We start from the raw sequence: 25101 nt of genomic DNA, 5'->3' as shown, positions 1-25101 counted from the left end.
AAAAGGAGCCGTATTAGGACTCCTTTTAATCTTTTGTTTATATATTAATTAACATACGCCACATGTTAACCGCATCTGGAAGCACCACAAGTGGTACAGATCAGACAGCCTTCCTGATAGACCAAAGTTTCATTACCGCAATTCGGGCATTTCTTTCCTTTGGCTTCCGTTCCGTCCTGAATATATTTCTTCAATGCACGTTCTACACCGTTCTTCCAAGTGTTGATGCTCTCGCTGTTCAGTTGCAGAGAACCTACCAGCTTGATAACCTGCTCAATCGGCATCCGGTAACGGAGTACACCGGAGATCAGCTTCGCATAGTTCCAGTATTCCTTGTTGAACTTCTCTGACAATCCTTCGATAGTCGTCTTATATCCACGTTTATTTTCGAACTGGAAGTCGTAACGCTTGGTTCCGTCCTCGTCTACATTCTTGATAATGCGTCCGCTGGTTACGCTTTTCGGCAACAGGATACCTTCGTCGTCATCCTGCAAACCGGTAAATATCTCGTAAGGGTGTCCATCCAGCAGTCCTACGAAAGCCACCCATTTTTCTTTGTTATTCTGGAAACGAACCACATCGGCTTCCAGTACTCTTGGGCGTGTTTCTACTACCGTAGGCGGTTTGCAAGGAGGGAGTGTCTCTTTCTTATCCGATTTGGTTGAAATCAAGACTCCGGAGCGTGAGCCGTCGCGGTATACCGTACATCCTTTGCAACCGGATTTCCATGCTTCTACATACAGGCGGTTGACAAGATCCTCGTCTACATCGTTCGGCAGGTTGATAGTTACGCTGATAGAGTGGTCTACCCATTTCTGGATTCTTCCCTGCATCTTTACTTTCATCAACCAGTCTACGTCATTGGAAGTCGCTTTATAATAAGGTGACTTGGCCACCAGCTCGTCAATCTCTTCCTGAGAATAACGCTTGGCAGGATCGTATCCGTTAGCTTCCATCCATGTCACGAACTTATGATGGAATACAATATATTCTTCGAATGCGTCGCCTGTCTCGTCAACAAAGTCAACGTGTACATTCGTATCGTTCGGGTTTACTTTTCTTCTGCGCTTGTAAACGGGCAGGAAGACCGGTTCGATACCGGAAGTCGTCTGTGTCATCAGACTGGTTGTTCCTGTAGGAGCAATCGTCAGACATGCAATATTACGACGGCCATATTTCTTCATTTCTGCATACAGTTCCGGGTCAGCTTCGGCAAGACGCTGAATGAACGGATTGTTCTGTTCACGCTCATTGCTGTATATTTCGAAAGCACCGCGTTCTTTTGCCATTTCAACCGAAGAACGATAGGCACCGAGGGCCACTGTCTTATGTACTTTTTCAGAGAATTCGGTAGCTTCTTCCGTTCCGTAGCGTAGTCCTAAAGCAGCAAGCATATCACCTTCCGCAGTAATGCCCACACCTGTACGGCGACCTTGACCGCTCTTCTTATATATCTTGTTCCACAAGTTGCGTTCGGCATGTTTTACCTCTTCGCCTTCCGGGTCTTGATCGATCTTTTCCATGATACGTTCGATCTTCTCCAGTTCGAGGTCGATGATATCGTCCATGATGCGTTGAGCCAGCGCAACGTGTTTTTTGAACAGTTCGAAATCAAAATAGGCATCCGGTTTAAACGGATTTACTACATAAGAATATAGATTGATAGCCAGCAGGCGACAAGAGTCATAAGGACACAATGGAATCTCACCGCATGGATTGGTAGATACAGTCTTGTAACCTAAATCTGCATAGCAATCGGGCACGGATTCGCGGATAATCGTATCCCAGAATAAAACACCGGGTTCTGCCGATTTCCATGCATTGTGCACAATCTTCTTCCATAAGGTGGAAGCATCTATTTCTTTAGTGGTAGTCGGATTTGCCGATTCAATCGGATATTGTTGTATATAAGGTTTCTCGTCAACTGCCGCCTGCATGAAAGCGTCGTCCAGCTTTACGGAAACATTGGCTCCGGTAACTTTTCCTTCCGTCATTTTGGCGTCGATGAAGGCTTCCGAATCCGGATGCTTGATAGACACACTCAGCATCAGTGCACCACGACGACCGTCCTGAGCTACTTCGCGGGTAGAGTTGGAATAACGTTCCATGAACGGAACGAGACCAGTGGAAGTCAATGCCGAATTTTTAACGGGAGAACCTTTCGGGCGGATGTGAGACAAGTCATGACCTACTCCTCCACGTCTTTTCATGAGCTGTACTTGTTCCTCGTCGATTTTGATGATAGCGCCATAAGAGTCTGCTGCGCCGTCTACCCCGATTACGAAGCAGTTGGATAGTGAAGCGACCTGATAGTCATTACCGATACCCGTCATCGGGCTTCCTTGCGGAACGATGTACTTAAAATGATCCAGCAGATCATACAGTTCCTTTGCTGTCAGTGCATTCGGATACTTTGCCTCGATACGTGCTACTTCATTGGCAATTCTCCAATGCATATCTTCCGGAGATTTTTCATAGATGTTTCCGAAAGAATCCTTTACTGCGTACTTGTTTACCCAAACCCTTGCAGCAAGCTCGTCGCCTTGAAAATATCGTAAAGATTCTTCGTAGGCTTCGTCATAAGAATAAATTTGTTTTTCCACGATCCAATGTGTCTTAGATTTTATTATTTAATAAGTAATGTGTAGAAGTTTACTTATCAGTAACAAATGTGGCTGCAAAGCTAAGAATGTTTTTTTATCTATCAAAATAAAAATGCAACATTTTATCAACAGGCTTTAAGTTTTCCATTTGCTCTTGTTAAGTCTTTGATTAACAGATAACTTCGCTTTTTGTTCATGACTTTAAGTTTTCCAAAAAGAAAATTAGATTATTTCATTGATATGGCAAAATAATATTTCTTTTTGTATCTTTGCAAAAAAAAAGATATGTTTGAAACCGTAAAGAACAGAAGAACAATCCGGAAATACCAGCAAAAAGATATTGCTCCCGATTTGTTAAATGATTTGCTCGAAACCTCTTTCCGCGCTTCTACGATGGGAGGGATGCAACTTTATAGTGTAATTGTGACTCGTGACGCGGAAATGAAAGAGAAACTTTCTCCTGCTCATTTCAATCAGCCGATGGTAAAAGGGGCACCTGTCGTGCTTACTTTTTGTGCCGATTTCCGTCGTTTCAGCAAGTGGTGTGAACAGAGAAACGCTGTTCCCGGCTACGATAATTTAATGTCTTTTATGAATGCATCTATGGATACCTTGTTGGTTGCGCAAACCTTCTGCACATTGGCAGAAGAGGCAGGCTTGGGTATCTGTTATCTGGGAACGACTACTTATAACCCGCAAATGATCATCGATACACTTCAACTGCCGAAACTGGTATTCCCTATTACGACAATCACAGTCGGCTATCCGGACGGTACTCCGGCCCAGGTAGACCGCTTACCTCTGGAAGCTGCCGTGCATCAGGAAGTTTACCATGATTATACTCCGGAAGACATCGATCGCTTGTACGAGTATAAAGAATCACTGCCGGAAAATAAACAGTTTGTAGAAGAAAATAAGAAAGAAACTCTGGCACAAGTATTTACGGATGTACGTTATACAAAAAAAGACAATGAATTTATGTCTGAGAACTTGTTGAAAGTGCTTCGTCAACAAGGATTTCAATGATAAGTATTAAGTATCAAGTATTAGGTATTATCCATGCGGATTACTCCGATCTGTTTTATACAGCTACGGTTAATACCTAATACTTAATACCTAATACTTGAATTATGCTTTCTTCTTCAGCAACGACTCAATCTCCTGTACCTCAGCCTGAAAGCTTTTATCTACTTCCAGTTGACCTTTTACAGTCTTGCAAGCGTGCAGTACAGTCGCATGATCCTTATTGCCGATGAACTTACCGATTTTTGAAGTTGAGAAATCCGTATAATTCTTAGCCAGGTACATTGCAATCTGACGTGCCTGAACCACTTCTCTCTTTCTGGATTTGGTGTGAATAGCCGAAGCTTCCAGATCGAAGTGCTTGCATACTACTTTCAGTATATCGTCAATGGTAACTGCTTTTGTTTCGTTGTGAACTACGCCGTGTACAATATGTTGGGCTAAATCCAGGTCTATTTCTTTGTTGAAAATAGTAGAGCGTGCCATAATGGCGATGACGATACCTTCCAGGTCGCGTACGCTCTCATTTACATTTTCAGCGATATAGTCGATCACTTCCGGTGGGAATTGCAGACCGTCGCGGTGTATCTTGTTCCGCAGGATGTTTTTGCGGAGTTCGACAGTCGGTTTTTCCAGTTCTGCCACCATTCCCCATTTGAAACGGGTCAACAGACGTTCTTCCATACCCTGCAATAATACCGGGGCACGGTCGGAAGTCAGTATGAGCTGCTTTCCGTTTTGATGTAAGTGATTGAAGATATGGAAGAAAGTATTTTGAGTTTTCGTTACTCCGGCAAATTCCTGAATATCATCAATGATTAATACATCAATTGTCTGGTAGAAGTTGATAAAGTCGTTGGTCGTGTTATTACGTACGGAGTCTGTATATTGCACCTGAAACAGATGTGCCGAAACATACAATACTCTTTTATCGGTATATAATTCTTTGATTTTAGTACCGATTGCGTTTGCCAGGTGTGTTTTCCCCACTCCGGACGCTCCGTAAAGGAACAATGGATTGAAGGCAGTACCTGCTGGATTTTGCGCAACCGCTTCTGCTACGCTTCTTGAAAGTTTGTTGCTGTATCCTTCTATAAAGTTCTCGAAGTTATAGTTCGGGTTCAAGTGCGGGTCTAAGTCCTGTACAGCAGGAGCTTTCAGGAAACTAGGCGCCTTGTTGCCGCCGACGATGCTTTTAGGAGTAACAGCTGTAGAACGATTGCTTGCTTCGAGATTCACGGTTTGATTCGGAATCGAAGTCTTGTCGACCATGACGTTATACATTAACTTGGTGCCTTCGCCAATAGCTTTGTACAATGTCTTTCGCAGCAAATCCACGAATTTCTCTTCCAGTATTTCATAGAAAAACTGGCTCGGGATCTGTACGATCAATGTTTTGTCCTCATATTTTAATGGAACAATCGGGGCAAACCAAGTATTATATGTCGTCTCTGGAACATTGTCTTTAATCACTTCGAGACAGCGGTTCCAAAGTACAACATGATTTGATTCAATCATAGTGACTTTAATACATTTATTAAATTAAGCGAAACTTCTACGTTTGCAAAATTGGGAATCTTATTTGGAAAAAACAAATTAGCTTTTTCTTGTTTTTCTCGGGCAAACAATAATGTGTTTACTTTCAATGACTTATAGAGTTGTGTCGGAACACTGTCTGTTTCCCCTCTCTTGCAAAATTATAAGTATCTGTATTTTAGTTGTTTATCGTTTTATTATTGCTCTTTTATACCTCCCGTACCTGTTTGTACGGGAATATTATTTCGGTCTGTAGATAGACTTTTGCAGAGGTTATACTCCCTTTTATATACCGCCTGCTTATTTAGATAAAATCTATATAAGAAAGATTTGCTACTTGTCTTTCTTCCCGAATAAAGAGAAATGAACGTACCGTTTGGGGTGTGCTTTCAGGTCCTCCAGTAAGCTCGCCGCATTCTCTGTGGTAGCGTTCAGATTGTTATATAAAGCAGGGTCGTTGAAGAGCAGTCCGATAGTGTTATCTTTGCTGTTCAACTTCTCTGTAATCATTTTTACGTTAGCGAGTGTTGCGTCAACTTTTTGGAATATGGCGCTGTAGTCCACTTCCTTCAAGTTACCGCTGATCGCTACAAAATTATCTCCGATGGTATTGAGCTTGCCGGTCAGCTGCGGGATATCTTTGCTCATGAGTCCTTTCATCTGAGAGCTGACTACAGCGAGATTGGCGGTAGTCGTTTCGATAGAGTGCAGCGTAGAAGGGATGCTCTTGTCACCTACGATGTTGTTCAGTGAGGTGAGGATGGAATCCAGTTTCGGTAACATGCTCTCAATTTGCGGCATGAGTTTCGCTACGCTTTCCATCATTCCGTTGTTCAATGTGCCGGGGATGGTGTCGCCTATGGCATATTTTTCACGCGGATTATTGGCGAGAAGAATATTCATGCGTACGCCTCCCATCAGTTCGGATACAAGTTCTGCGCTACTTCCTTTCGGGATGCGGAGTTCGGTGTCCAGTTCGACTTCAACGATCACATTTCCGGGATTTACATAGTCATATTCGATGTCGCGTACAATACCTACACGAACGCCATCAGCAAATACGGGGCTCGACTTGGTCAGTCCGTTTACATTCTGAAACTTGGCATAGAAATAGCTTGAAGGCTGAAACATATGTATGCCTTTCAGCCAATTAATTCCATAGACAAGCACGCATAATGCTACGATACCTGCAATTCCTATTCGAACTTCTTTTGTAATGTACTTCATTTTATTTTCTATTTATTTCTTCTTTTTTTAAATTCGGCTATCGCTTCGTTGACATTCATCTTTTCGCCGTTTCGGAAGGCGATGATGAATGCGTCTTTGAACTGTGCCGAGATGGTACGCTTGGTGCGTAACACTTTGTTATAATCACTGGAAGCACCATACGTATATTTGTACAGTCCTTTTTCTTTGTAATAATCCACATCCTTCAGTCCTTTCAGTCGTTTGTCATTCCTTGTAAGAGGCTTTGAGGAGGTGAGTATCTGTATCTTAAACGTTATTTCGCTGTCATTGGTTGCGCTTTCTGAGACAATAGGCCGTTTGGGAGCTGTTTTTGTGGCAGTGGCGGGTTTTGTACTTGCTTCGGCCATCAGTTCCCTTTGTTTCGGGGTGCTGTCCACTTCTTCGGAGTCTTTCTGCGCTTGGGCGATTTCCGGAGCACTTGTAGCCGGTTCTTCGGTTGGGATAATTGTTTTGCTGGCTCCGGTCAGGCGTATTTCCTGTTCTCTTTTGTAGTTTAAGAATGCGTGGTAGATGCCTTTGGCCATTGTGTTGGCTCCGGCTTCCGAGTTGAGATAGCGTTCTTCTTCCGGGGTTGAGATAAATCCCAGTTCTACCAAGATACTTGGCATGGCGCTTGCTTTCAGCACTAAGAATCCGGCCTGATGCACTCCGCGGTCTACCCGTTTGCAGGTATGGCGGAATTGCTTCTGTACAAGTGATGCCAGATGTACGCTTTGTTCCATGTATTTATCCTGCATAAATTCGAAGATAATGTAGGATTCTGCCGAGTTCGGGTTGAAGCCGGCGTATCTGGTCTGGTAATCGCTTTCGTATAGGATTACCGAGTTCTCTCGTTTGGCTACTTCCAGATTGGCATCGGATTTGGCCAGACCCAGTGTCCATGTAGAAGCTCCTTTGGCGGTGCGGTTTTTTGCCAGAGCGTTGGTGTGGACAGAGATAAAGAGATCGGCTTTTGCGTTATTGGCTATTTCTGCCCGTCGGTCCAGGGGGATAAAGACATCCCTGCTGCGGGTATAGATCACTTTGACGTCATCGCAGTTTTTTTTGATCAGGTTTCCCAGTTTTAGTGCGACGTTCAGATTGATGTTTTTCTCTTTGGATATTTTCCCGATGGCACCGGGGTCGTGACCGCCATGTCCGGCATCGATGACTACTACGAAATCTTTCCCCCATAAATCGCCGATACATAGGGGAGAAGCAAGTAGCCAGAGGCAGATTGATATATATAATATGTAGGTTCTATGCGGTTTCATATTTAAATACGGTGCAAATGTAGTAGAATTTTGCAGAAAACTCATGATTTACACTTAAGTTTTGTGTTTTTTTCGGTTTAATGGTAGCTTTTCTCCCGAAATCTCTGTTACTTTGCACCTCCAAGAAAAAATATACGACGATGCTTAAGTTTTTGAAGAATTGGACGTTGCCTATTGCGATGCTGGTAGGTGCTGTCGGTTATCCGATATTTATCTACTTTTCTTTTCTGACTCCCTATCTTATCTTTACGATGTTACTGTTGACTTTCTGTAAGGTATCACCGCATGATTTGAAGCCTAAACCGTTGCACGCATGGTTGTTGCTGATTCAGATCGGGGGTGCTTTCCTTGCTTATTTATTGCTTTACCGTTTCAATAAGATTGTAGCGGAGGGGGTGATGGTATGTATTATTTGTCCTACGGCTACGGCTGCTGCGGTGATTACTTCCAAGTTGGGAGGGAGTGCGGCAAGTCTGACTACTTATACATTGTTGGGTAATATCGGTGCTGCTATCGCGGTGCCTATTCTCTTCCCTTTGATAGAGGTAAATCCGGATGTAAGTTTTTGGGGAGCATTTCTGGTTATTTTGAGTAAGGTATTCCCCTTGTTGATCTGTCCTTTCCTTGCAGCATGGCTGTTGAGTAAATTCTTGCCGAAAGTGCATCAGAAGTTACTGGGATATCATGAACTTGCCTTTTATTTGTGGGCGGTCTCTTTGGCTATCGTGACGGCTCAGACCCTGTATTCGTTATTGAACGATCCTGCGGATGGTTTTACGGAAATAATGATTGCGGTCGGTGCCTTGATTGCTTGTTGCTTGCAGTTCTTTTTGGGAAAGACTATCGGCTCGGTCTATAATGACCGCATCAGTGGCGGGCAGGCACTGGGGCAGAAGAATACGATTCTTGCTATCTGGATGGCGCATACTTATCTGAACCCGTTATCGTCTGTTGCTCCCGGTTCGTATGTACTGTGGCAAAATATTATTAATTCGTGGCAGCTGTGGAAGAAGAGAAAGAAAGAGATAAAATAGTGAATATAAGATATTGATATTTAGTCATTTGTTGTTTGTATCTCTCTTTTCCTTTGTTTTTCCTATTTTCCTACTTATATAGAGGAGCGTATAGATAGCTATCATTATGGTTCAACAGAATATGATTCGGCTGTAGGAGCATTGTTTCTTCCATGAACAGCAAAATATGTATGCTGGCGAAAAGAGAAAAACACCTTTGTTCTCTTTTCGCCAGCATTATTTTTGTACTTTTGTCGCATATAACAAAACGCAAATGGATATAAATCAGAATTATAGAGAAGCGGTAAAGACCATAAAAGAAGCTATTCTGCGCAGCCAGTACCGTGCAGCCACATCGGTGAACAAAGAACAGCTATCTCTTTATTATGGCATCGGACGTTACGTGTCGAAAAATTCCCGTATAGGCTTTTGGGGTAAAGGAGCAATAGAGCAAATATCTTCTCTGTTGCAAAAAGAATTGCCGGGGCTAAGGGGATTTTCAACTTCGAATATAAAGAATATGCGAGTTTTCTATGAAGAATGGGAACCTGTTCTAAATCGCCAGCCATTGGCTGGCGATTTGGTATTAGATGAAAAATTGCTGTTGAGCGTAATTCGCCAGCCACTGGCTACCGAATTTAACTGGACTGATTTCTTATCAATCGGCTTTAGTCATCATATCGAAATAATATCCAAAGCTAAGACTTTGGAAGCAAGGCTATTTTATATACATGAGTGCGCTATTCGCTATTGGAGTAAATACACTTTAAGGGATTACTTAAAAGCAGACCTGTACAGCCACCGGGGAACTTTGCCTAACAATTTTTCACAAACATTGCCTGATACTAAGCAAGCGCTAAAAGCTGTTTGTTCATTCAAAGATGAATACTTGCTTGATTTCATCAATGTGGAGGAACTGGATGAGCAGGAAGAGGATTTAGACGAAAAGATAGTAGAAAAGTCGATTGTTGCCAACGTGAAGAAGTTTATTATGACTTTTGGGCAGGATTTCAGTTTTATAGGCAATCAATATCGTGTTGAAGTGGCTGGAGAGGAAATGTTCATTGATTTGTTGTTTTTCAATCGGGAACTTAATTCTTTGGTGGCGGTTGAATTGAAGTCCGGGAAATTCCGCAGTTCGTATTTAGGACAACTGAATACTTATCTTTCCGCTTTGGATTCATATGTGAGAAAACCGCACGAGAATCCTTCTATCGGAATAATACTTTGCAGAGAAATGAATCAAACTTTTGTAGAATTTGCAGTTCGTGATTATAACAAGCCGATGGGAGTCGCTACTTACCGTACATCCAAAGATATGCCGGAACACCTTCGTAACGCCTTGCCTGATATTGAGGAACTGAGAAAGTTATTGTAGAGCGAAAGCCTATCTCTTTTTCGGCAGGTAATTTCCTTTTGTTGCCTTTGTACACGAAGCCCACCACTAAGCGATTTTCTTCGTTTTTTTTGTTACTATTTTGTTGCCTGCTATTAGTAATAGGTGGATTTATTTGTTGATAATCAGATCTGTATGGTGATGTGTATATAATATGTGGCAAAATATTATTAACAGCTGGCAGTTGTGGAAAAAGAGAAAAACAAGGGATTGAAGCTACCTTACTGCTGATAGTTTCCTACTGTAGAACTATTGTTTTTTGCTTGATGAAACTTTAGTTTCATCGTCTTGAAACTGGAGTTTCCAAGGCTTGAAACTTTAGTTTCTTCAGCTTGGCACTAAAGTTTCTGCGGCTTGAAACTATTGGTTTCAATGCTTTGGAACTATAGTTTCATCGCATGGAAACCAACTAGACTAAGCTATTCTTTGATTTATCATTCCAAGGAGCAATATATGATAGTAGCAGGATATGACAGCAAAGCGTGACGGCATTGTGACAACAAAATGTGCTGTCACAATGCTGTCACGCCCTGCTGTCACCTCTTTATTAGCTTATAATCAATGTGTTATTTAGCTTTTGGTGACAGATGACAGCAATTTTAGATATTTAAATTCTCATGTAGAGGTGAATTTGTTAAAGGTTAAAAAAGGACATAATTTCCGATTTATGGGACACTATATTTATCTTTGCTACCAGTTTTTAAAATCGGAAAAATGAAGATTACGAAGAAGAAAATAGCTTGGGGCATTGTTCTCCTGATATTGATTGCCGGTGGTGTCATTTGTAAGATACGCTGGAAAGTCTGGTTCCACAATATCCCTGAAATACGCTATGTGCTGACGGAAGACCCGCAACGGGTATTTCTGACATTCGGAAATGACGGCGAACTGTCCCGTAATGTGAGCTGGGTGTGCGGAGGCGTTTCCAAGCAGGCAAAGCTGGAATATACAAAGATCGGTTCCGGAGATACTCTTCTCGTTGGCGGCTCTTCCAAATTTCTCCGTACATTGGGCGGGTTCGGTTATGCCAACTGGGCAAAGTTTAAAGAACTCTCTTATGGCGATTCCTACTCTTATCGGGTATGGAATGACGATCGCTCATCCGATTGGTATTCGTTCACGATGCAACCCGATTCGACTGATCATTTCTCCTTTGTATTTATAGGTGACGTGCAGGATACTTTGCGTGGAAAGACACGTGGCTTTATGGAAAATGTGCGCCATCGCTATCCGCAGGCGGACTTCTATATGTTTGCCGGTGACTTTGCAGAGCGTCCGATGAACTGTTACTGGGATGAAGCCTATCAGAGCGTGGATTCCATAGCTCCCACCAAACCGATATTGGTTTCTCCGGGAAATCATGAATATGTAAAAGGACTGGTACGTGTTTTGGAGAAACGATTTGCTTATGTCTTTTCTTATCTGCTCGAATCGAGGTATAAAAATAATAATGTATATTCTATTGATTACAACGATGCCACTATCATCACGCTGGACAGTAACCGAGATCCTTGGTTCCTCTTCTCTCAACGGGAATGGCTGGAGAAAACGCTGAAGGCTTCGAAAAAGAAATGGAAGATCGTCATGCTCCATCATCCGGTATATTCTATAAAGGGTAAGACGAACAACCTTGCCGTGCGCTGGATGTTCGACGGACTGTTCCGTGAATATGGAGTAGACTTGGTGCTTCAGGGACATGAGCATAACTATGCCCGTATGACTAATAAGAACGATGAGGGCGAAATGACCACCCCGTTGTATCTGGTAAGCCACGCTTCCCCGAAGAGTTACCGTCTATCTTTCAATGATAAGTATGATCGTTTCGGGACGAATCGCCGTTTCTACCAGCATATCGACGTGACGGGAGACACGCTCCGGATGCAAGCTTATCTGGAGAATGACTCATTATACGATGATGTCTGTATTGTGAAGAACGCTTCCGGTATTCAAGTTATTGACAATGCACAAGACATTCCGGAGATACTTGAAAAACCTGTCGGACTGAGAGGTAAGAAAGCCGAAGAGTTCGAACAGAATGCAGAGAAGTGGAGGAACCGTTCCTTAGTAAAGTAGATACTTTTGTCTTATCTCACGGTAAGTCTGTAACTCCTTTTGCCAACTGTCACGGATTTCCTCTTCCGATTCTCCTTTAAGTATCGCTTTGCGTACCGAATCCGTTCCCATCAGTAAGTCAAACCATCGGGGGCGGGAGAAGAATGCTGCGCCTTCGCCAGATAAACGGTAGAAACGCAGAAAGTAACGGAGCGTGAAACCGTTTACGTCTGTTACGTTCCATAAATCTTCGCCATAACAAGTGACTCCTTTGTGCATCGGATTTTTGTCGAATCCCGGCAGGGAGCGCGGAGTGAAGGCAAAATCGCCATACTTTTTATTAGGTGCGCCTAACACCTGAAAAGGAAAGGTCGTTCCGCGTCCCACGCTGACACGTGTTGCTTCAAAAGGGCAAAGTGAGGCATAAAGGCGGATGGATTGTGCATTGGGCAAGTTGGGAGACGGTTTCACGGGAAGTACATAGGGCTGTCCGTGTTTCCACCCTTTTACGGGAATCACAGTCAGCGGACAAGTCTTTGCCTGGGTAGTCATCCATCCTTCTCCATTGATCATCTGCGCCAGTTCTCCGATAGTACAACCGTGAAGAACCGGCAAAGGCAGCATTCCGACAAAACTTTTATATCCGGCTTTTAATACAGGTCCCTCTACGTAATCGCATGGATTGGGGCGGTCCAGTATAATCATCTCTTTTTTGTTTTCCGCACAAGCTTCCATTACATAATACATCGTACTGATATATGTATAGAAACGTGCGCCCACATCCTGGATGTCGAACAAGATGACATCGATATCTTTCAGTTGGGCGGCAGTCGGCTTTTTATTATTTCCGTAGAGCGAGACGATGGTTACTCCCGTACGGCTGTCTTTTCCGTCTTTTACTGTTTCACCGGCATCCGCGTTGCCGCGGAAACCGTGTTCCGGTGCAAAAACTTTCACTACATCGATTTTTTGTTTCAATAAAGTATCCAGCAGATGAATTGGCTCTGTGCCGACGATGGAAGTGTGGTTTACCACCATTCCTACCCGCTTTCCTTTGATTAACGGCAGGTATTGATCCATACGCTCGGCACCCGTAATTACTTTCCCACTGGCGTATGTAGAGCAAAGTATTATGAACAGAGAGAAAAGAATGAGGGAACTTCTGGCTTGCATATCAGTAAATTTTTGTAATATTGCACAAAAATATCATTTATCAGTAAGGGAACAAGTAATAACTAGTGAAAAAGTATGAATCCAATAGAAATCATCGACAAATTTTATCCGCAGGATACGGAACAACGACACATTCTACTAATACATAGCCTTTCTGTAGCCCAAAAAGCTTTGAAGATTGTAGATGCACATCCTAATTTACCTATCAACCGCAGCTTTGTCAGAGAAGCCGCGCTTCTGCACGATATAGGAATCTTTATGACCGATGCTCCCACCATCCAATGTTTCGGAGAGCATCCCTACATCGCACACGGTTATCTGGGTGCAGACCTTTTACGGAAGGAAGGTTTTGAACGCCATGCACTGGTTTGCGAACGTCACACCGGAGCCGGACTGACACTGGAAGAAATCATAGAACGCCAGCTTCCTGTTCCCCATCGTGAGATGGTGCCCGTCACTCTGGAAGAGCAAATAATCTGTTTTGCCGATAAATTCTTTTCTAAAACTCATCTTGACGAAGAAAAGACAGTAGAAAAAGCCCGGAAAAGCATTGCAAAATATGGTGAAGAAGGTCTAAACCGCTTTGATGGGTGGTGCTCTTTGTTTTTATAGCACTAAAAAATAATTAAATAACGGAGATTCTCACGCATTATTGATGAAGATTGTGTACTTTTGCCACTTCAAGCGTAAAACTATTAGTTAATGGCGCCATTGAGAGCAAAAATAATTATATCATTCATATTGCTGATTGTCTTGCTGATGCTTCCTGATGAGGCTACGTCTCAGCGTCGAAGAAGAGGGATGATTGCCTCCAACACTGCACAAACGGATTCCCTTAACAGGAAAGATTCGTTAGGGGCGGATACAGTTGTGGTACGCGTCGACTCTGTAGCACCGACAAAGAAACAACCGCTCGATGCACCGGTTATTTATGAATCTAACGACTCCACCACTTTTACATTGGGAGGTGCCGCTACGCTTTATGGTAGCGGCAAAGTCAACTACCAGAACATCGAGCTGGCAGCGGAAGTGATTTCCATGAATCTGGACAGTAGTACGGTACATGCCTACGGTATTAAAGACACGACGGGAACGATCAAAGGTAAACCTGTCTTTAAAGAAGGTGAAACTGCATACGATACGGAAACAATCAGCTATAACTTCAAGAGTAAGAAAGCGGGAATCACCGATATCATCACTCAGCAGGGTGAAGGTTATGTGACCGGTAGCAGAGCCAAAAAAGGAGCAAATGATGAAATCTTTATGGAGCACGGTCGCTACACGACTTGTGATCATCATGACCATCCTCACTTCTACATGCAGCTGACAAGAGCCAAAGTGCGTCCCAAGAAGAATGTAGTGACAGGACCTGCCTATCTTGTGGTGGAAGATGTTCCCCTGCCGCTGGCTGTGCCGTTTTTCTTCTTCCCTTTCTCCAGCAGCTATTCTTCGGGTTTCATAATGCCGACGTATATGGATGATTCAAGCCGTGGCTTCGGTCTGGCGGAAGGCGGATATTACTTCGCTATGAGTGACATCATGGACTTGAAGCTGACAGGAGATATATTCACGAAAGGTTCATGGCGACTTTCCGGATTGACCAATTATAATAGGAGGTACAAATACTCCGGTACATTGCAGGCGGATTATCAGGTGACCAAGACCGGAGACAAAGGAATGCCGGATTATACGGTTGCCAAAGACTTCAAGGTAGTGTGGAACCACCGTCAGGATGCCAAGGCAAGTCCGAACAGTACTTTCTCCGCTAGTGTGAACTTCTCGACCAGTAGTTACGAACGATCTAACATCAACAACCTTTATAACTCTCAGTTGTTGACTCAGAATACAAAGACATCAAGTATCAGTTACTCCCGCAGTTTCCCCGATATCGGTCTGACCTTGTCGGGAACGACCAATATTGCGCAGACTATGCGTGACTCATCCATTGCAGTGACGCTTCCTGACCTTAATATTACATTGAGCCGTCTGTTCCCTTTCAAGCGGAAGAAGGCTGCCGGAGCCGAGCGTTGGTATGAGAAAATATCAATCAGTTATACAGGACGTCTGACGAACAGTATCCGTACTAAGGACGACCGTCTGTTCAAGACCGGTATCAGCGGATGGGAAAATGCAATGAATCATAATATTCCTATCAGTGCTACTTTTACACTGTTCAAGTATTTGCAGGTCAATCCTTCGGTGAATTATACGGAGCGTTGGTACACCCGCAAGATAAATCAGACGTATAATGAGGAAACGGGGCGTTTGGAACAGAATCTGAATGATACTATTAATGGCTTTTATCGTGTTTCCAACTATTCAGCCAGTTTGTCTTTAAGTACTAAGCTGTATGGTATGTACAAACCTCTTTTCATGAAGAAGAAGGAAATACAGATTCGCCACGTTGTCACTCCGCAGGTTAGCATTAGTGGTGCTCCTTCGTTTAGTAAATACTGGGAAGAGTATACAGATAATAACGGAAATACTCAATATTATTCTCCTTTTACGGGGCAGCCTTTTGGGGTTCCTTCGCGTGAAGGTTCAGGGACGGTTAGTTTCTCTTTGGCTAATAATTTAGAGATGAAGTATTTTGATGCAAAGAAGGATACATTAAAGAAAGTCAGCTTGATTGATGATTTGAGTGTGAATATGTCATATAATATGGCTGCAAAGGAAAAGCCATGGAGTCCCTTGAGTATGAATCTTCGACTGAAACTGACAAAGAATTATACTTTCAATATGAATGCATCATTTGCTACTTACGCTTATACGTTTGATAAAAGTGGTAATGTGGTCGAAGGTAATCGAACAGAATGGTCGTATGGACGTTTCGGACGTTTTCAGGGATATGGTTCTTCTTTCAACTATACCTTTAATAACGATACCTGGAAAAAGTGGTTCGGTCCGAAGGAAGACGCTGAACAGGATAAGAATAAGAAGGATTCTGAAGATGGAGACGGAGAAGATTCTGAAGGAACGGAAGATGGAACTACGACCAAGAAGGTAGAGAAGGCGCAAGCCGACCCGGACGGTTATCAGGTATTCAAGATGCCTTGGTCTTTAAGTTTCAGTTATTCATTCAATATTCGTGAGGACAGGACTAAGCCTATCAACCGTTATTCAATGCGTTATCCGTTTACTTATACCCACAATATTAATATGAACGGAAATGTGAAGATTTCCAATAACTGGTCGCTTTCATTCAATTCGGGTTACGATTTCCAAGCGAAGGAAATAACGCAGACATCCTGTACGATTTCTCGTGACTTGCACTGCTTTAACTTGTCTGCCAGCCTTTCACCATTCGGACGCTGGAAATACTACAATGTTACCATTCGCGCCAATGCAAGTATCCTTCAGGACTTGAAGTATGAGCAGAGAAGTCAGACGCAAAGTAATATTCAGTGGTATTAGGGTGTTATTAGTAAACGCTTTCTAATTCTGCATAAAGCTTGGGGAGTGATTCCTAAAAATGACGCAATGTATTTTAATGGTACCGTCAGAAATATGTTTTGATATTGTTTGCATAGTTTTATATATCGCTTTTCTGGTGGCATTCTTAATAGAGCCACTTCTAACTCTAAGTTTTCTTTTATAATATTTTGACAGTATATTCTCAAATTTGTTTCTTCTCCTATCTCTGCTAAAATTGTATTTGAGACAGATAAAATGGTACATTCAGATAGGCAGCTTAAATATTCTGTAGCTTCTGTAGCGGTTCCATATTGACACAGTAAATTGCCTGAGAGGGTGAATCGTAATGTTTGTTCTTCTGCTGTGTTACTATCTATTGTGTAATGTCTTATGGTCCCACATATAAGGATGCAAAATGAATCATTCAGTTGTCTGTTTTCAAGAATAGTTGATTTAGGGTGTTTTGTAAAAGTGAAGGCTTTATATGATTTTTTTTAGTTTGACCATGGAGGACGCTGGTATGTATGTGGATAGAGCTTTTATGTAATTTTCAATGTTGAAATCATTTTTACTATGCATATTATTCGTTTTATTATGAGTTATGGTAGGCTTTTTGTTATAAATGTAATGGAAAATGCTATGCGTTTAATATGTATTAGTAATAAAAAATGCAAATATAGAGGTGTTGATGAACTTAAGTTTATGAATGATGAATATTTATCTAAGAATATATTTATCATTTATATATAATCACTTAATTTTGTATTTTGTAATTTGAATTCAGATACGAAATAGATAAAAGTCTATTAAATACAGATTTTGGCGATGAAGAAATGAAAATGCATGTGTTTGATCAATATAGTATATATAATTTATTTAGGCAAGAGAGAGAAATAGACTAAGAAAAAGTATTTGTTTACAAGAGTGTGCTCCGGACAACACACTCTCTCTGTAAGAAAAGTAATTGTTAACTTAACGCCTTCTAACTTCAAGGTAAACAGAAATATTACCTGTGATCCAATAATCAGCGAAACTCTTGTCTAAGCTTAACTTTTGACCATTATAGTAAAGATCAAAATACCTTGTGCCCAAGATAGCAGAGGCTTCATTCCAAACTTCCTGAATCTTTGTGTTTTCAGATAAATTGGGTACGTAAATGGGATAAATGGCACCATTATCATTAATGAACATGTTGACAAATCTGGGAGTTGCAGATTCTGATGTAGTGTTGATATCTACATCTTCAGATACTGTTTGTGCATACATTGGCAATGAGCAGAATAATGCAAATGCCAAACCGAAAAATAAATTTGTTCGTTTCATTTTACTTTTGGTTTAAAGGTTGATAATTTTTTGTCTCATGAGTACAAAGCAAAGGTAGAATTATTTATGGAAAAAGAACTGAACTTAAATTAATGATTTTCAATTCTATAGAATTTATGAACAATAGTTCATTGTATATTTTGTAGTAGTGAAATAAATACTGATAATATTATATGGTGTTTGGATTTAATCTTGTTTTATAGGATTGATCTATTGGCTAGCTTTATGTATGAGAAATATTTTTTAAGATTAAATAGACTTAGTGTTGTGTAAGGTAAGCTAATGCGGATATTTAAGAATAGAAAAGTGTAGACAGATATATAACAATATCTAGCAATAATAAGATGAATGGAGAGTTGAGAGTTACTATGCAGCGTCATCATTTATTGTGCAGCCAACTCTCAACTTTCCATTTTCAACTCTCAACTTCTTACCATGTTATTTCCGTTTCTCCGTTTGCTTTCAGATAATCGTTTGCACGGCTGAAATGTTTGTTGCCGAAGAAACCATTGTAGGCAGAAAGGGGAGAGGGATGAGCAGAGCTAAGTACCAGATGTTTGTTGCGGTCGATGAAAGCTCCTTTTCGTTGGGCATAAGCTCCCCACAGGATAAATACAAGATGTTCCCGTTCTTCTGCTAATGCGCGGATAGCGGCATCTGTAAAAGCTTCCCATCCACGATTCTGATGAGAGCCTGCCTGATGAGCGCGTACAGTTAGAGTAGCGTTGAGCAATAATACTCCTTGCTCAGCCCAGCGAGTCAAGTTTCCGGTAGTAGGAGCGTCTGTACCTATGTCTGCCTTTATCTCTTTAAAGATGTTGACCAAAGAAGGAGGGAAGGGTACTCCGTCGTTTACAGAGAAACAGAGTCCATGTGCTTGCCCCGGTCCGTGGTACGGGTCTTGTCCGATGATTACTACCTTCACCTTGTCGAAAGGACAGAGGTTGAAGGCGTTGAAAATAAGTTTTCCCGGAGGGAAAATCTGATACTGGCTATATTCACTTTTTACGAATTCTGTCAGTGTGCGAAAGTAATCTTTTTCAAATTCAGGCTGTAAGTGTGTTTTCCAGCTTTCTTCTATTTGTACGTTCATAGCAATTATATAAGGTGTATATCAAGTTCTTCACATTCTTTACGCATATCTTCGGGCCAGATACTGGCTTGTATTTCTCCGATATGAGCTTTGCGAAGGTAAAACATACACAAACGGGATTGACCGATACCGCCACCGATAGATAGTGGAAGTGTGTCGTCCATTAATCGTTTGTGGAAATAAAGTTTCAGTCTCTCTTCTTCGTTTTCTTCTTTGAGCTGGCGTTGTAGCGCTTCTTTGTCTACACGAACACCCATAGAGGACAGTTCGATGGAGCGTTGCAGTACATCATCCCAAAGTAAAAGGTCACCGTTCAGTCCCGGCAGGTTGTTCAGGCCGGTGGATGTGTAGTCATCATAATCCGGTGCACGTCCGTCATGTTTTTTGCCGTCGCTTAGTTTGCAACCGATACCGATGATAAATACGGCACCATATTTTTGGCAGATGGCATGCTCACGGCATTTGGGTTCCAGGTTCGGATAGAGTTGGCGTAGTTCTTCCGAATGGATAAAATGTAATTTCTGTGGCAGACAAGGTTTGATCTGCGGATACATTTCATATACCATGTATTCTGTACGGATCATGGCAGCGTAGATACGGTTTACGATCTCTTTCAGGAAATCTACGTTTCTGTCCTCGTTGGTGATGACACGTTCCCAGTCCCATTGGTCTACATAGAGCGAATGGAGGTTTCCGAGTTCTTCATCAGAACGGATGGCGTTCATGTCGGTATAGATACCGTATCCCGGTTCGATATTGTAATCGGCGAGAGTTAATCTTTTCCATTTGGCTAATGAATGAACGACTTCTGCTTGTGCGTCACCTAAATCCTTGATAGGGAATGAAACAGGACGTTCTATACCATTCAAATCGTCATTGATACCCATTCCTTTCAATACGAAAAGAGGGGCTGTCACGCGTCTGAGGCGCAATTCGGATGACAAGTTTAACTGGAAGAACTCTTTTATTTGTTTGATTCCCAACTCTGTTTGTTTTAAGTCGAGTAACGGTTTATAGTTCTTTGGTTTTATCAAGTAACTCATAGGATTGTTGATTGTTAATTGTCGGCAAAGATAGGAATAATATTAATATCTGTATTGGATATTCTCTAAAAGATTGTCAAATTGATAAAGTATATGCTCTAAAGCATTTCAAAATAACAGAATGTTAAGGGGCAATACTGACTTAAGAACTATAAAAAAAGATGAATCATTAGGAAGATGAGAAGATTTTTTATACTTTTGTCATCGCATTTAGGAAATGGCCCCGTAGCTTAGTGAATAGAGCGTCAGATTCCGGTTCTGAAGGTCGTGCGTTTGAATCGCACCGGGGTCACATGAAAATCCCTTGATAATCAGCAGTTATCAAGGGATTTTTGTTCTTATATGACCTTTCTTCTAGCTTCTCGATACCTGCAATCCTTTATCGGAAAGCGTCATTTCAACAAAGCGTGCACGCGGATTAGGAGCCTGCTCGGTCAATATCCGACGGATGCATCCGGCCGCTTGCGGATCTTTAGCCACCATATATAAGTAACCGCCACCTCCTGCACCGGGCAATTTATATCCCAGCGTATAATCTTTGATTTGTTCAATAATAGCTGCTACTGCCGGTGGATTTGTGCCACTGTCCAATGCTTGGTTTTGTATCCAGCTTTTGCCGATAAGATGGCCGAAAGTTTCGAAATTACCCCGCAGGATAGCTTCGCTCATATCCATCGCATGAGCTTTCATCTCTGCTAATAAACTAAGATGCATTCCGGAGTTAAGGAACATGGAACTGACAATTTCAGCCAAGATGCCTTTGGCTGTACGGGTGATTCCGGTATAATAAAGCAGATGGCAATCCCGATATTCCGGCTGCACAAAGAGCTGGTCGGGTAACCACCGTACTAATGGATGTTGTTCGAAGCCGGATTCGGATTGCAACAGTTTTACGCCGGGGAATACGCCGCCGTATTGATCCTGCCATCCGCCGCCGGTGGTGAGCAATTGTTCCAATACCAGTGTATAATTGCAGATGTCGTTCCTATCCCATGCCAGTCCGCAAAAATCATTGATAGCTCCGAGTACGGTAGATGCAAGGATAGAACTGGTACCTAGTCCCGAACCTGCAGGAATGGCGGCCAGTAAAGTGATTTCCAGTCCTGAACCGAACGCTTTCAGATGCTTTTCCAATGACGCATGAGATTCCGCCGCAAATAATGGGGCAAATCCTGCCAGGGTAAGTGCTGCCTTTGGTATGGAGAAAGGCGAACCGACTTTCTTGTAATCCTGCAATTCCTCATAACTTCGGATAACCTCCACAGCTCCCATATCAATGGAACGAAGTACGATATGGAACTCGTGACATGGTTTGACGTATACCTGTAGCGGCGGCTGCCCATTCAACTCAATCGCCAGATTGACTACACTTCCTCCCGAATAGAGAGAGTAGGGAGGTGTATCTGTCCATCCTCCTGCAACGTCAATGCGCACCGGACTACGTCCCCATACGATCTGATCCGAATAAACATTGAGCTTCGGATAGTTCTTTTTTCCGGCAACAGCTTCCAGTAATCCGTCACGGAGTAGTTGGAACGCGGCTTGTTCTTCTCCTTTGCAGCCGTCATTGCCTTGCAGCTTCAGGATACGTGCCCGAAGCATCCGGTTATGTATACGTACCATGGGTGCGGCATCCTCTTTCAAGACAGCGGGAACCTCCAGATTGAACCGGACAAATTCATTGGCGGCGTCTTGCAAATCAAGTTGATAGAATACACTCTTCTCATAATTGGCGGATAATCCTTTCCAGTTATCTCTGCGGAAAGTGCTGCGCTGTGCGTAAAGACGTTCCAGGTTCGCTTGTGCCGATATCTCGTCAGCGGATAGTTTTTCAGCTCTCAGCCATAACTCTTTTCCTTCTTTCAATTGCGGCTCGGCTATCATCCAGCGTATTAAAAGGCCCAGTTCTTCGATGGAAGTCGTTACGGGGAAAACAGGAGCAGCTTGCAGATCATCTGTACGTCCTTTTATGTCTTCCAGCCCAATCTCTCTTTCCTTCATCCACTGTGTGAAAGAGTTCCCCAAGTAGGTGGTCGAGTCATTACTTAAATCACCTTTGAAAACATCATCCAGCCCATAAGGCCGTGCGACAAAGGCTGCGTCTCCCATAGGAACGATGTCGATGCAGACTCCGTCCGGCAGGTTTATATTCCAATGGTTTTCGGGAACTCCTGTAATAATCTGTCGTGAACCTAATTTCCATCCTTCTCCTACGTGGCTGTTCTCAATCCATAAATTGGCATTCTCCGCAGATAATTCCACTTTGGTAAACGAGTTTTGTATAAAGATGGCAGGATTCGGTTTTACTTTGCGGTGCATGATACGCCTTTGGTCACGCACTTTATCCTGTATGGCGAGCGTGGAAGAAATCAGTTCCCGACTCGTTCCGAAATGATAAAACTCTCCGCCGGGCAAAGGCAGGATTGCTACCGAAAGTTTGTTTACTTCGTCGTCTGCCGTTTGGGGATGCTCTCCCAGTGCCAGACCATAATCCGAATATAAATCGTAGTAGCTGATATCATTCGTGCCTTTTTTCAATGACCGTTTCATCAGTACCTCTACGGCACGGTCACTTAATATCCATATACCGATATCCATCAGGAAAAGATGGGTCTTCGATAATCCTTCCAATTCCTCTAAAGAAGGTTTCTGCAACATGAAGTCGAGCACTTCCGGCTTCTTGCGGTCCGATACGAATACCCCGTGGTGAGTAGCCAGTGAAGGGTTCACCCATAAGCCATAACATACGACATCTACTTCCGGAATGTCTTGCAGCGGTTTTTCCGAACGGATATATACGTCTCCGCTGGCTATCAGCGTGTTCAAGCCTTTCGGAGCCTGCTTCATGATTCTTTCGTATAGCGGAAGTTGCAGTGACAGCAGATTCTGTCCCAGCTTTTGTCCTCTCTCCCAGCTGAAAACCGGTATGGGAGTCAGTATTTTGCCCGAAGGAGCATAGCCGGGCAAGCGGCGGCTTTGTCCTCCCGCATGCAGCAAAATCCTTTTCTCGTTTCCAATCCATTTGCTGAAAGTCTCTTCCGGTGCAAAAGCCTGATGGCACGCCTGCAACAGCCAGGTTGTTCCGCCGCCGGAACCTAACTTGCTGCCTACAGGGTCTGATGTACAAAACCAGTCAGTATGATTCACTTCTTCCAGTTGATGAAAACTGTCAATTAAGTTGGGAGGTAAGGATAATAACTTTTGCATAGTAGAATCGGTGTTTATTGGTTTATAACATGATTGTATCCCAGCTGTCGCAGAGTGCCTGCATAGAAGGAAACAGCAGATCGGCTCCGGCATCCAGCAGCACTTGTCCGTCCAACGGACCGGTATTGACCGCGATTGTGAAAATTCCGGCTTTATGTCCTGCTTCCACGCCCAAAGGTGCGTTTTCAATCACAACAGCTTCATCCGCTTTCAAGCCTCCTTTCTTAAGAGCCATCAGATAAGGTTCCGGATGGGGCTTGCCATATTTAACGTCAAAAGCGGTCACCATCAGCTCTTTCTGAAACATTCCCGGAAAATTGTGTTCCAGACGTTCCAACAAAGAAAGCTGTCCCGAACCGGTGACTACCATAGGAGTCAGCCCTTCACTCTTTACTTTCTGCAAAAGTTCCCATGCGCCGGGCATACGTTCTGCTTCCGGGTAAGAATTGAACAGGATACTTTTTTCGTGATATATACTTTCTATTTCCTCTTGTGTGGCCTCTTTTCCTAATTCACGTTGAAATACGATATTGATAGTCGATGCCCCCGTGCGTCCTTCGTGCATATAGGCTTCTTCACGGCTCAGATCAAGGCCGTGGGTTTTCATTACCTGATGCCATGCTTCGGAGTGATAGGGCATTGAATTAAAGAGTACGCCGTCCATATCGAACAGGACGGCTTTCAGTTTCTTCTTCATAATTGAGTTAGATGGAATCTGTTTGGTATTTATTCTTTTTTCAGCAGATCTTTTAGTTCAGATACGGTAATGACCACATCGTGTTGAACTTCCGATTGATTGCCGATATATCTGTAGGTTATATTTCTGTTACAATTCACACAGTATTTGATGAATAGTTGGGTAGCAATATCCGTCTGATCGGCTAATGTTTCGACAATGCCTTTTTTTACCTCTACTGCGTTTGCTTCAATCTGGTCCATATCACACAGGTCTTCGTCAACGCGACAGATATAAATCACTGCTTCATCGTTGAGCTCGACCTTCTCGATTATCACTTCCTCACTAGCCTTCATCGGGAACTGTAAGTTCGCCATATGAACCTGTGATTCCAGTTTTGCCAGCTCACTTTCGGAAGCATTGACATCCGCATTGAGAGCTTCCTTAATTTCATCCGTTGTCAGTTCGCAGACTACCTGTTCTCCTGAATCTTTTCCTATAAATATCATCTGCAGACCAGCTTTGCATTTCACTACGAGATCCAGTAGTGTTTTCACTTCTTTAGACGGATTTTGGAACATGGTTTTCAGGGAAGTCTTCATGCTTTCCGGATTTTTCTGCAGGGCTTTGATGTTGGCAATCTCTTCGTTTAAGTAAAAGGTATACACTACGTTTTCTCCATCAAAGACGATGCTGGTGATTTTGCCGGCCTCGCCCATTTCCATCGGGCATTGTTTGTTGGCAACCTCAATGGCTGCTTTGAGTTTGATTTCCTGACAACCGGTGGTTAACATCATCAGTAGTGACAAGCTGATAAACAATATCACTGCATTCGGTCTTCTTACTAATTTTTCCATTGTTCTTTTATTTAGCATTCATTTGTTCTTGGGATAAAAAGAGATATACGAAGCAAAGATAGTCATAAAATATGAGAGATATAACAGAATGGAGGAGATAGTTGCTGGTTGTGTTTTGGATGATAAATCGTATGATAATTTGTCGTTTAGAAGATAATATGTATTTTTGTAGCATGATAAAACTAGTCGAT

17 protein-coding genes and 1 tRNA gene are annotated in these 25101 nt (G+C 42.6%); 7 read left to right on the top strand and 11 right to left on the bottom strand.

The window, feature by feature from the left end; all coding sequences use genetic code 11:
- Positions 1–65: 65 nt before the first annotated feature.
- On the bottom strand, positions 66–2603 hold the full coding sequence (locus tag ACHLI0_RS08785; RefSeq protein ID WP_090616350.1) for an adenosylcobalamin-dependent ribonucleoside-diphosphate reductase: 2538 nt from the start codon (positions 2601–2603) through the stop codon (positions 66–68).
- Between the two features lie 285 nt (positions 2604–2888).
- Here ACHLI0_RS08785 and ACHLI0_RS08780 point away from each other — a divergent pair, with 285 nt between their 5' ends.
- Positions 2889–3629, top strand: coding sequence for an NADPH-dependent oxidoreductase (locus ACHLI0_RS08780; protein WP_234119468.1), 741 nt, complete (start codon positions 2889–2891; stop codon positions 3627–3629).
- A gap of 102 nt (positions 3630–3731) precedes the next feature.
- Here ACHLI0_RS08780 and dnaA read toward each other — a convergent pair whose 3' ends face one another.
- The 3 genes from dnaA to ACHLI0_RS08765 form a co-directional block, all read right to left on the bottom strand.
- Positions 3732–5144: a chromosomal replication initiator protein DnaA gene (gene dnaA / locus ACHLI0_RS08775; RefSeq protein WP_055219810.1), complete on the bottom strand. Its 1413-nt coding sequence runs from the start codon at positions 5142–5144 to the stop codon at positions 3732–3734.
- Positions 5145–5495: 351 nt separating this feature from the next.
- The gene (locus ACHLI0_RS08770; protein WP_008759761.1) at positions 5496–6389 is read right to left on the bottom strand and encodes an MlaD family protein; all 894 of its coding nucleotides are present in this window, start codon (positions 6387–6389) and stop codon (positions 5496–5498) included.
- An 8-nt stretch (positions 6390–6397) separates the two neighbouring features.
- Positions 6398–7663 carry an N-acetylmuramoyl-L-alanine amidase family protein gene (locus ACHLI0_RS08765; protein ID WP_234119470.1) on the bottom strand — a complete coding sequence of 422 codons (1266 nt, stop codon included), beginning with the start codon at positions 7661–7663 and terminating at the stop codon, positions 6398–6400.
- Between the two features lie 80 nt (positions 7664–7743).
- On the opposite strand from ACHLI0_RS08765, the gene ACHLI0_RS08760 reads away from it, so the two are divergent.
- The 3 genes from ACHLI0_RS08760 (at position 7744) to ACHLI0_RS08750 (ending at position 12145) form a co-directional block, all read left to right on the top strand.
- Positions 7744–8697 carry a bile acid:sodium symporter family protein gene (locus tag ACHLI0_RS08760; protein ID WP_165938066.1) on the top strand — a complete coding sequence of 318 codons (954 nt, stop codon included), beginning with the start codon at positions 7744–7746 and terminating at the stop codon, positions 8695–8697.
- 253 nt (positions 8698–8950) lie between these two features.
- Complete coding sequence (locus ACHLI0_RS08755; RefSeq protein ID WP_490748924.1) at positions 8951–10054, top strand: PDDEXK nuclease domain-containing protein; 1104 nt, start codon at positions 8951–8953, stop codon at positions 10052–10054.
- A 732-nt stretch (positions 10055–10786) separates the two neighbouring features.
- A complete protein-coding gene (locus tag ACHLI0_RS08750; RefSeq protein ID WP_490748923.1) occupies positions 10787–12145 on the top strand; it encodes a purple acid phosphatase family protein in 1359 nt (452 codons plus the stop codon).
- Here the strand turns inward: ACHLI0_RS08750 and ACHLI0_RS08745 are convergent.
- The gene (locus ACHLI0_RS08745) at positions 12134–13297 is read right to left on the bottom strand and encodes an exo-beta-N-acetylmuramidase NamZ family protein (RefSeq protein ID WP_490748922.1); all 1164 of its coding nucleotides are present in this window, start codon (positions 13295–13297) and stop codon (positions 12134–12136) included. The two genes, ACHLI0_RS08750 and ACHLI0_RS08745, sit on opposite strands and share 12 nt — an antisense overlap.
- A 75-nt stretch (positions 13298–13372) precedes the next feature.
- On the opposite strand from ACHLI0_RS08745, the gene ACHLI0_RS08740 reads away from it, so the two are divergent.
- Together ACHLI0_RS08740 and ACHLI0_RS08735 are read left to right on the top strand one after the other, a co-directional pair.
- A complete protein-coding gene (locus ACHLI0_RS08740; protein WP_011108149.1) occupies positions 13373–13909 on the top strand; it encodes an HD domain-containing protein in 537 nt (178 codons plus the stop codon).
- A gap of 90 nt (positions 13910–13999) precedes the next feature.
- Positions 14000–16711 carry a putative LPS assembly protein LptD gene (locus tag ACHLI0_RS08735; protein ID WP_490748921.1) on the top strand — a complete coding sequence of 904 codons (2712 nt, stop codon included), beginning with the start codon at positions 14000–14002 and terminating at the stop codon, positions 16709–16711.
- Positions 16712–17683: 972 nt separating this feature from the next.
- On the opposite strand, the gene ACHLI0_RS08730 is transcribed toward ACHLI0_RS08735, so the two are convergent.
- The 3 genes from ACHLI0_RS08730 to asnA all read right to left on the bottom strand — a co-directional run bounded on the left by ACHLI0_RS08730 (position 17684) and on the right by asnA (position 20170).
- Positions 17684–18034, bottom strand: coding sequence for a hypothetical protein (locus tag ACHLI0_RS08730; RefSeq protein WP_011108146.1), 351 nt, complete (start codon positions 18032–18034; stop codon positions 17684–17686).
- A gap of 430 nt (positions 18035–18464) precedes the next feature.
- On the bottom strand, positions 18465–19127 hold the full coding sequence (ung, locus tag ACHLI0_RS08725) for a uracil-DNA glycosylase (protein WP_062694581.1): 663 nt from the start codon (positions 19125–19127) through the stop codon (positions 18465–18467).
- A gap of 5 nt (positions 19128–19132) precedes the next feature.
- The gene (gene asnA / locus ACHLI0_RS08720; protein ID WP_008759769.1) at positions 19133–20170 is read right to left on the bottom strand and encodes an aspartate--ammonia ligase; all 1038 of its coding nucleotides are present in this window, start codon (positions 20168–20170) and stop codon (positions 19133–19135) included.
- Positions 20171–20389: 219 nt separating this feature from the next.
- Between asnA and ACHLI0_RS08715 the strand changes: the two genes are divergently transcribed.
- Positions 20390–20462, top strand: a tRNA-Arg gene (locus ACHLI0_RS08715).
- A gap of 62 nt (positions 20463–20524) precedes the next feature.
- On the opposite strand, the gene ACHLI0_RS08710 is transcribed toward ACHLI0_RS08715, so the two are convergent.
- The 3 genes from ACHLI0_RS08710 to ACHLI0_RS08700 are packed head-to-tail and all read right to left on the bottom strand — an operon-like array spanning position 20525 to position 24910.
- Positions 20525–23395, bottom strand: a complete 2871-nt coding sequence (locus tag ACHLI0_RS08710) for a bifunctional fucokinase/fucose-1-phosphate guanylyltransferase (RefSeq protein WP_490749566.1) — start codon at positions 23393–23395, stop codon at positions 20525–20527.
- Positions 23396–23399: 4 nt separating this feature from the next.
- Positions 23400–24074, bottom strand: coding sequence for an inorganic diphosphatase (locus tag ACHLI0_RS08705; protein WP_055220002.1), 675 nt, complete (start codon positions 24072–24074; stop codon positions 23400–23402).
- A 29-nt stretch (positions 24075–24103) separates the two neighbouring features.
- Positions 24104–24910 carry a DUF8479 domain-containing protein gene (locus ACHLI0_RS08700; protein ID WP_151209633.1) on the bottom strand — a complete coding sequence of 269 codons (807 nt, stop codon included), beginning with the start codon at positions 24908–24910 and terminating at the stop codon, positions 24104–24106.
- Positions 24911–25101: the final 191 nt, after the last annotated feature.

The sequence above is a fragment of the Bacteroides sp. RCH18 genome (assembly GCF_058231005.1).
The sequence above is the reverse complement of the archived record's forward strand: the minus strand, read 5'-3'. Positions and strand labels throughout refer to the sequence as shown.

Coding starts and splice junctions, on each gene's coding strand:
- ACHLI0_RS08780 (WP_234119468.1), top strand. CDS start 2,889: ATGTTTGAAACCGTAAAGAACAGAAGAACAATCCGGAAATACCAGCAA.
- dnaA (WP_055219810.1), bottom strand. CDS start 5,144: ATGATTGAATCAAATCATGTTGTACTTTGGAACCGCTGTCTCGAAGTG.
- ACHLI0_RS08770 (WP_008759761.1), bottom strand. CDS start 6,389: ATGAAGTACATTACAAAAGAAGTTCGAATAGGAATTGCAGGTATCGTA.
- ACHLI0_RS08765 (WP_234119470.1), bottom strand. CDS start 7,663: ATGAAACCGCATAGAACCTACATATTATATATATCAATCTGCCTCTGG.
- ACHLI0_RS08760 (WP_165938066.1), top strand. CDS start 7,744: ATGGTAGCTTTTCTCCCGAAATCTCTGTTACTTTGCACCTCCAAGAAA.
- ACHLI0_RS08755 (WP_490748924.1), top strand. CDS start 8,951: ATGGATATAAATCAGAATTATAGAGAAGCGGTAAAGACCATAAAAGAA.
- ACHLI0_RS08750 (WP_490748923.1), top strand. CDS start 10,787: ATGAAGATTACGAAGAAGAAAATAGCTTGGGGCATTGTTCTCCTGATA.
- ACHLI0_RS08745 (WP_490748922.1), bottom strand. CDS start 13,297: ATGCAAGCCAGAAGTTCCCTCATTCTTTTCTCTCTGTTCATAATACTT.
- ACHLI0_RS08740 (WP_011108149.1), top strand. CDS start 13,373: ATGAATCCAATAGAAATCATCGACAAATTTTATCCGCAGGATACGGAA.
- ACHLI0_RS08735 (WP_490748921.1), top strand. CDS start 14,000: ATGGCGCCATTGAGAGCAAAAATAATTATATCATTCATATTGCTGATT.
- ACHLI0_RS08730 (WP_011108146.1), bottom strand. CDS start 18,034: ATGAAACGAACAAATTTATTTTTCGGTTTGGCATTTGCATTATTCTGC.
- ung (WP_062694581.1), bottom strand. CDS start 19,127: ATGAACGTACAAATAGAAGAAAGCTGGAAAACACACTTACAGCCTGAA.
- asnA (WP_008759769.1), bottom strand. CDS start 20,170: ATGAGTTACTTGATAAAACCAAAGAACTATAAACCGTTACTCGACTTA.
- ACHLI0_RS08705 (WP_055220002.1), bottom strand. CDS start 24,074: ATGAAGAAGAAACTGAAAGCCGTCCTGTTCGATATGGACGGCGTACTC.
- ACHLI0_RS08700 (WP_151209633.1), bottom strand. CDS start 24,910: ATGGAAAAATTAGTAAGAAGACCGAATGCAGTGATATTGTTTATCAGC.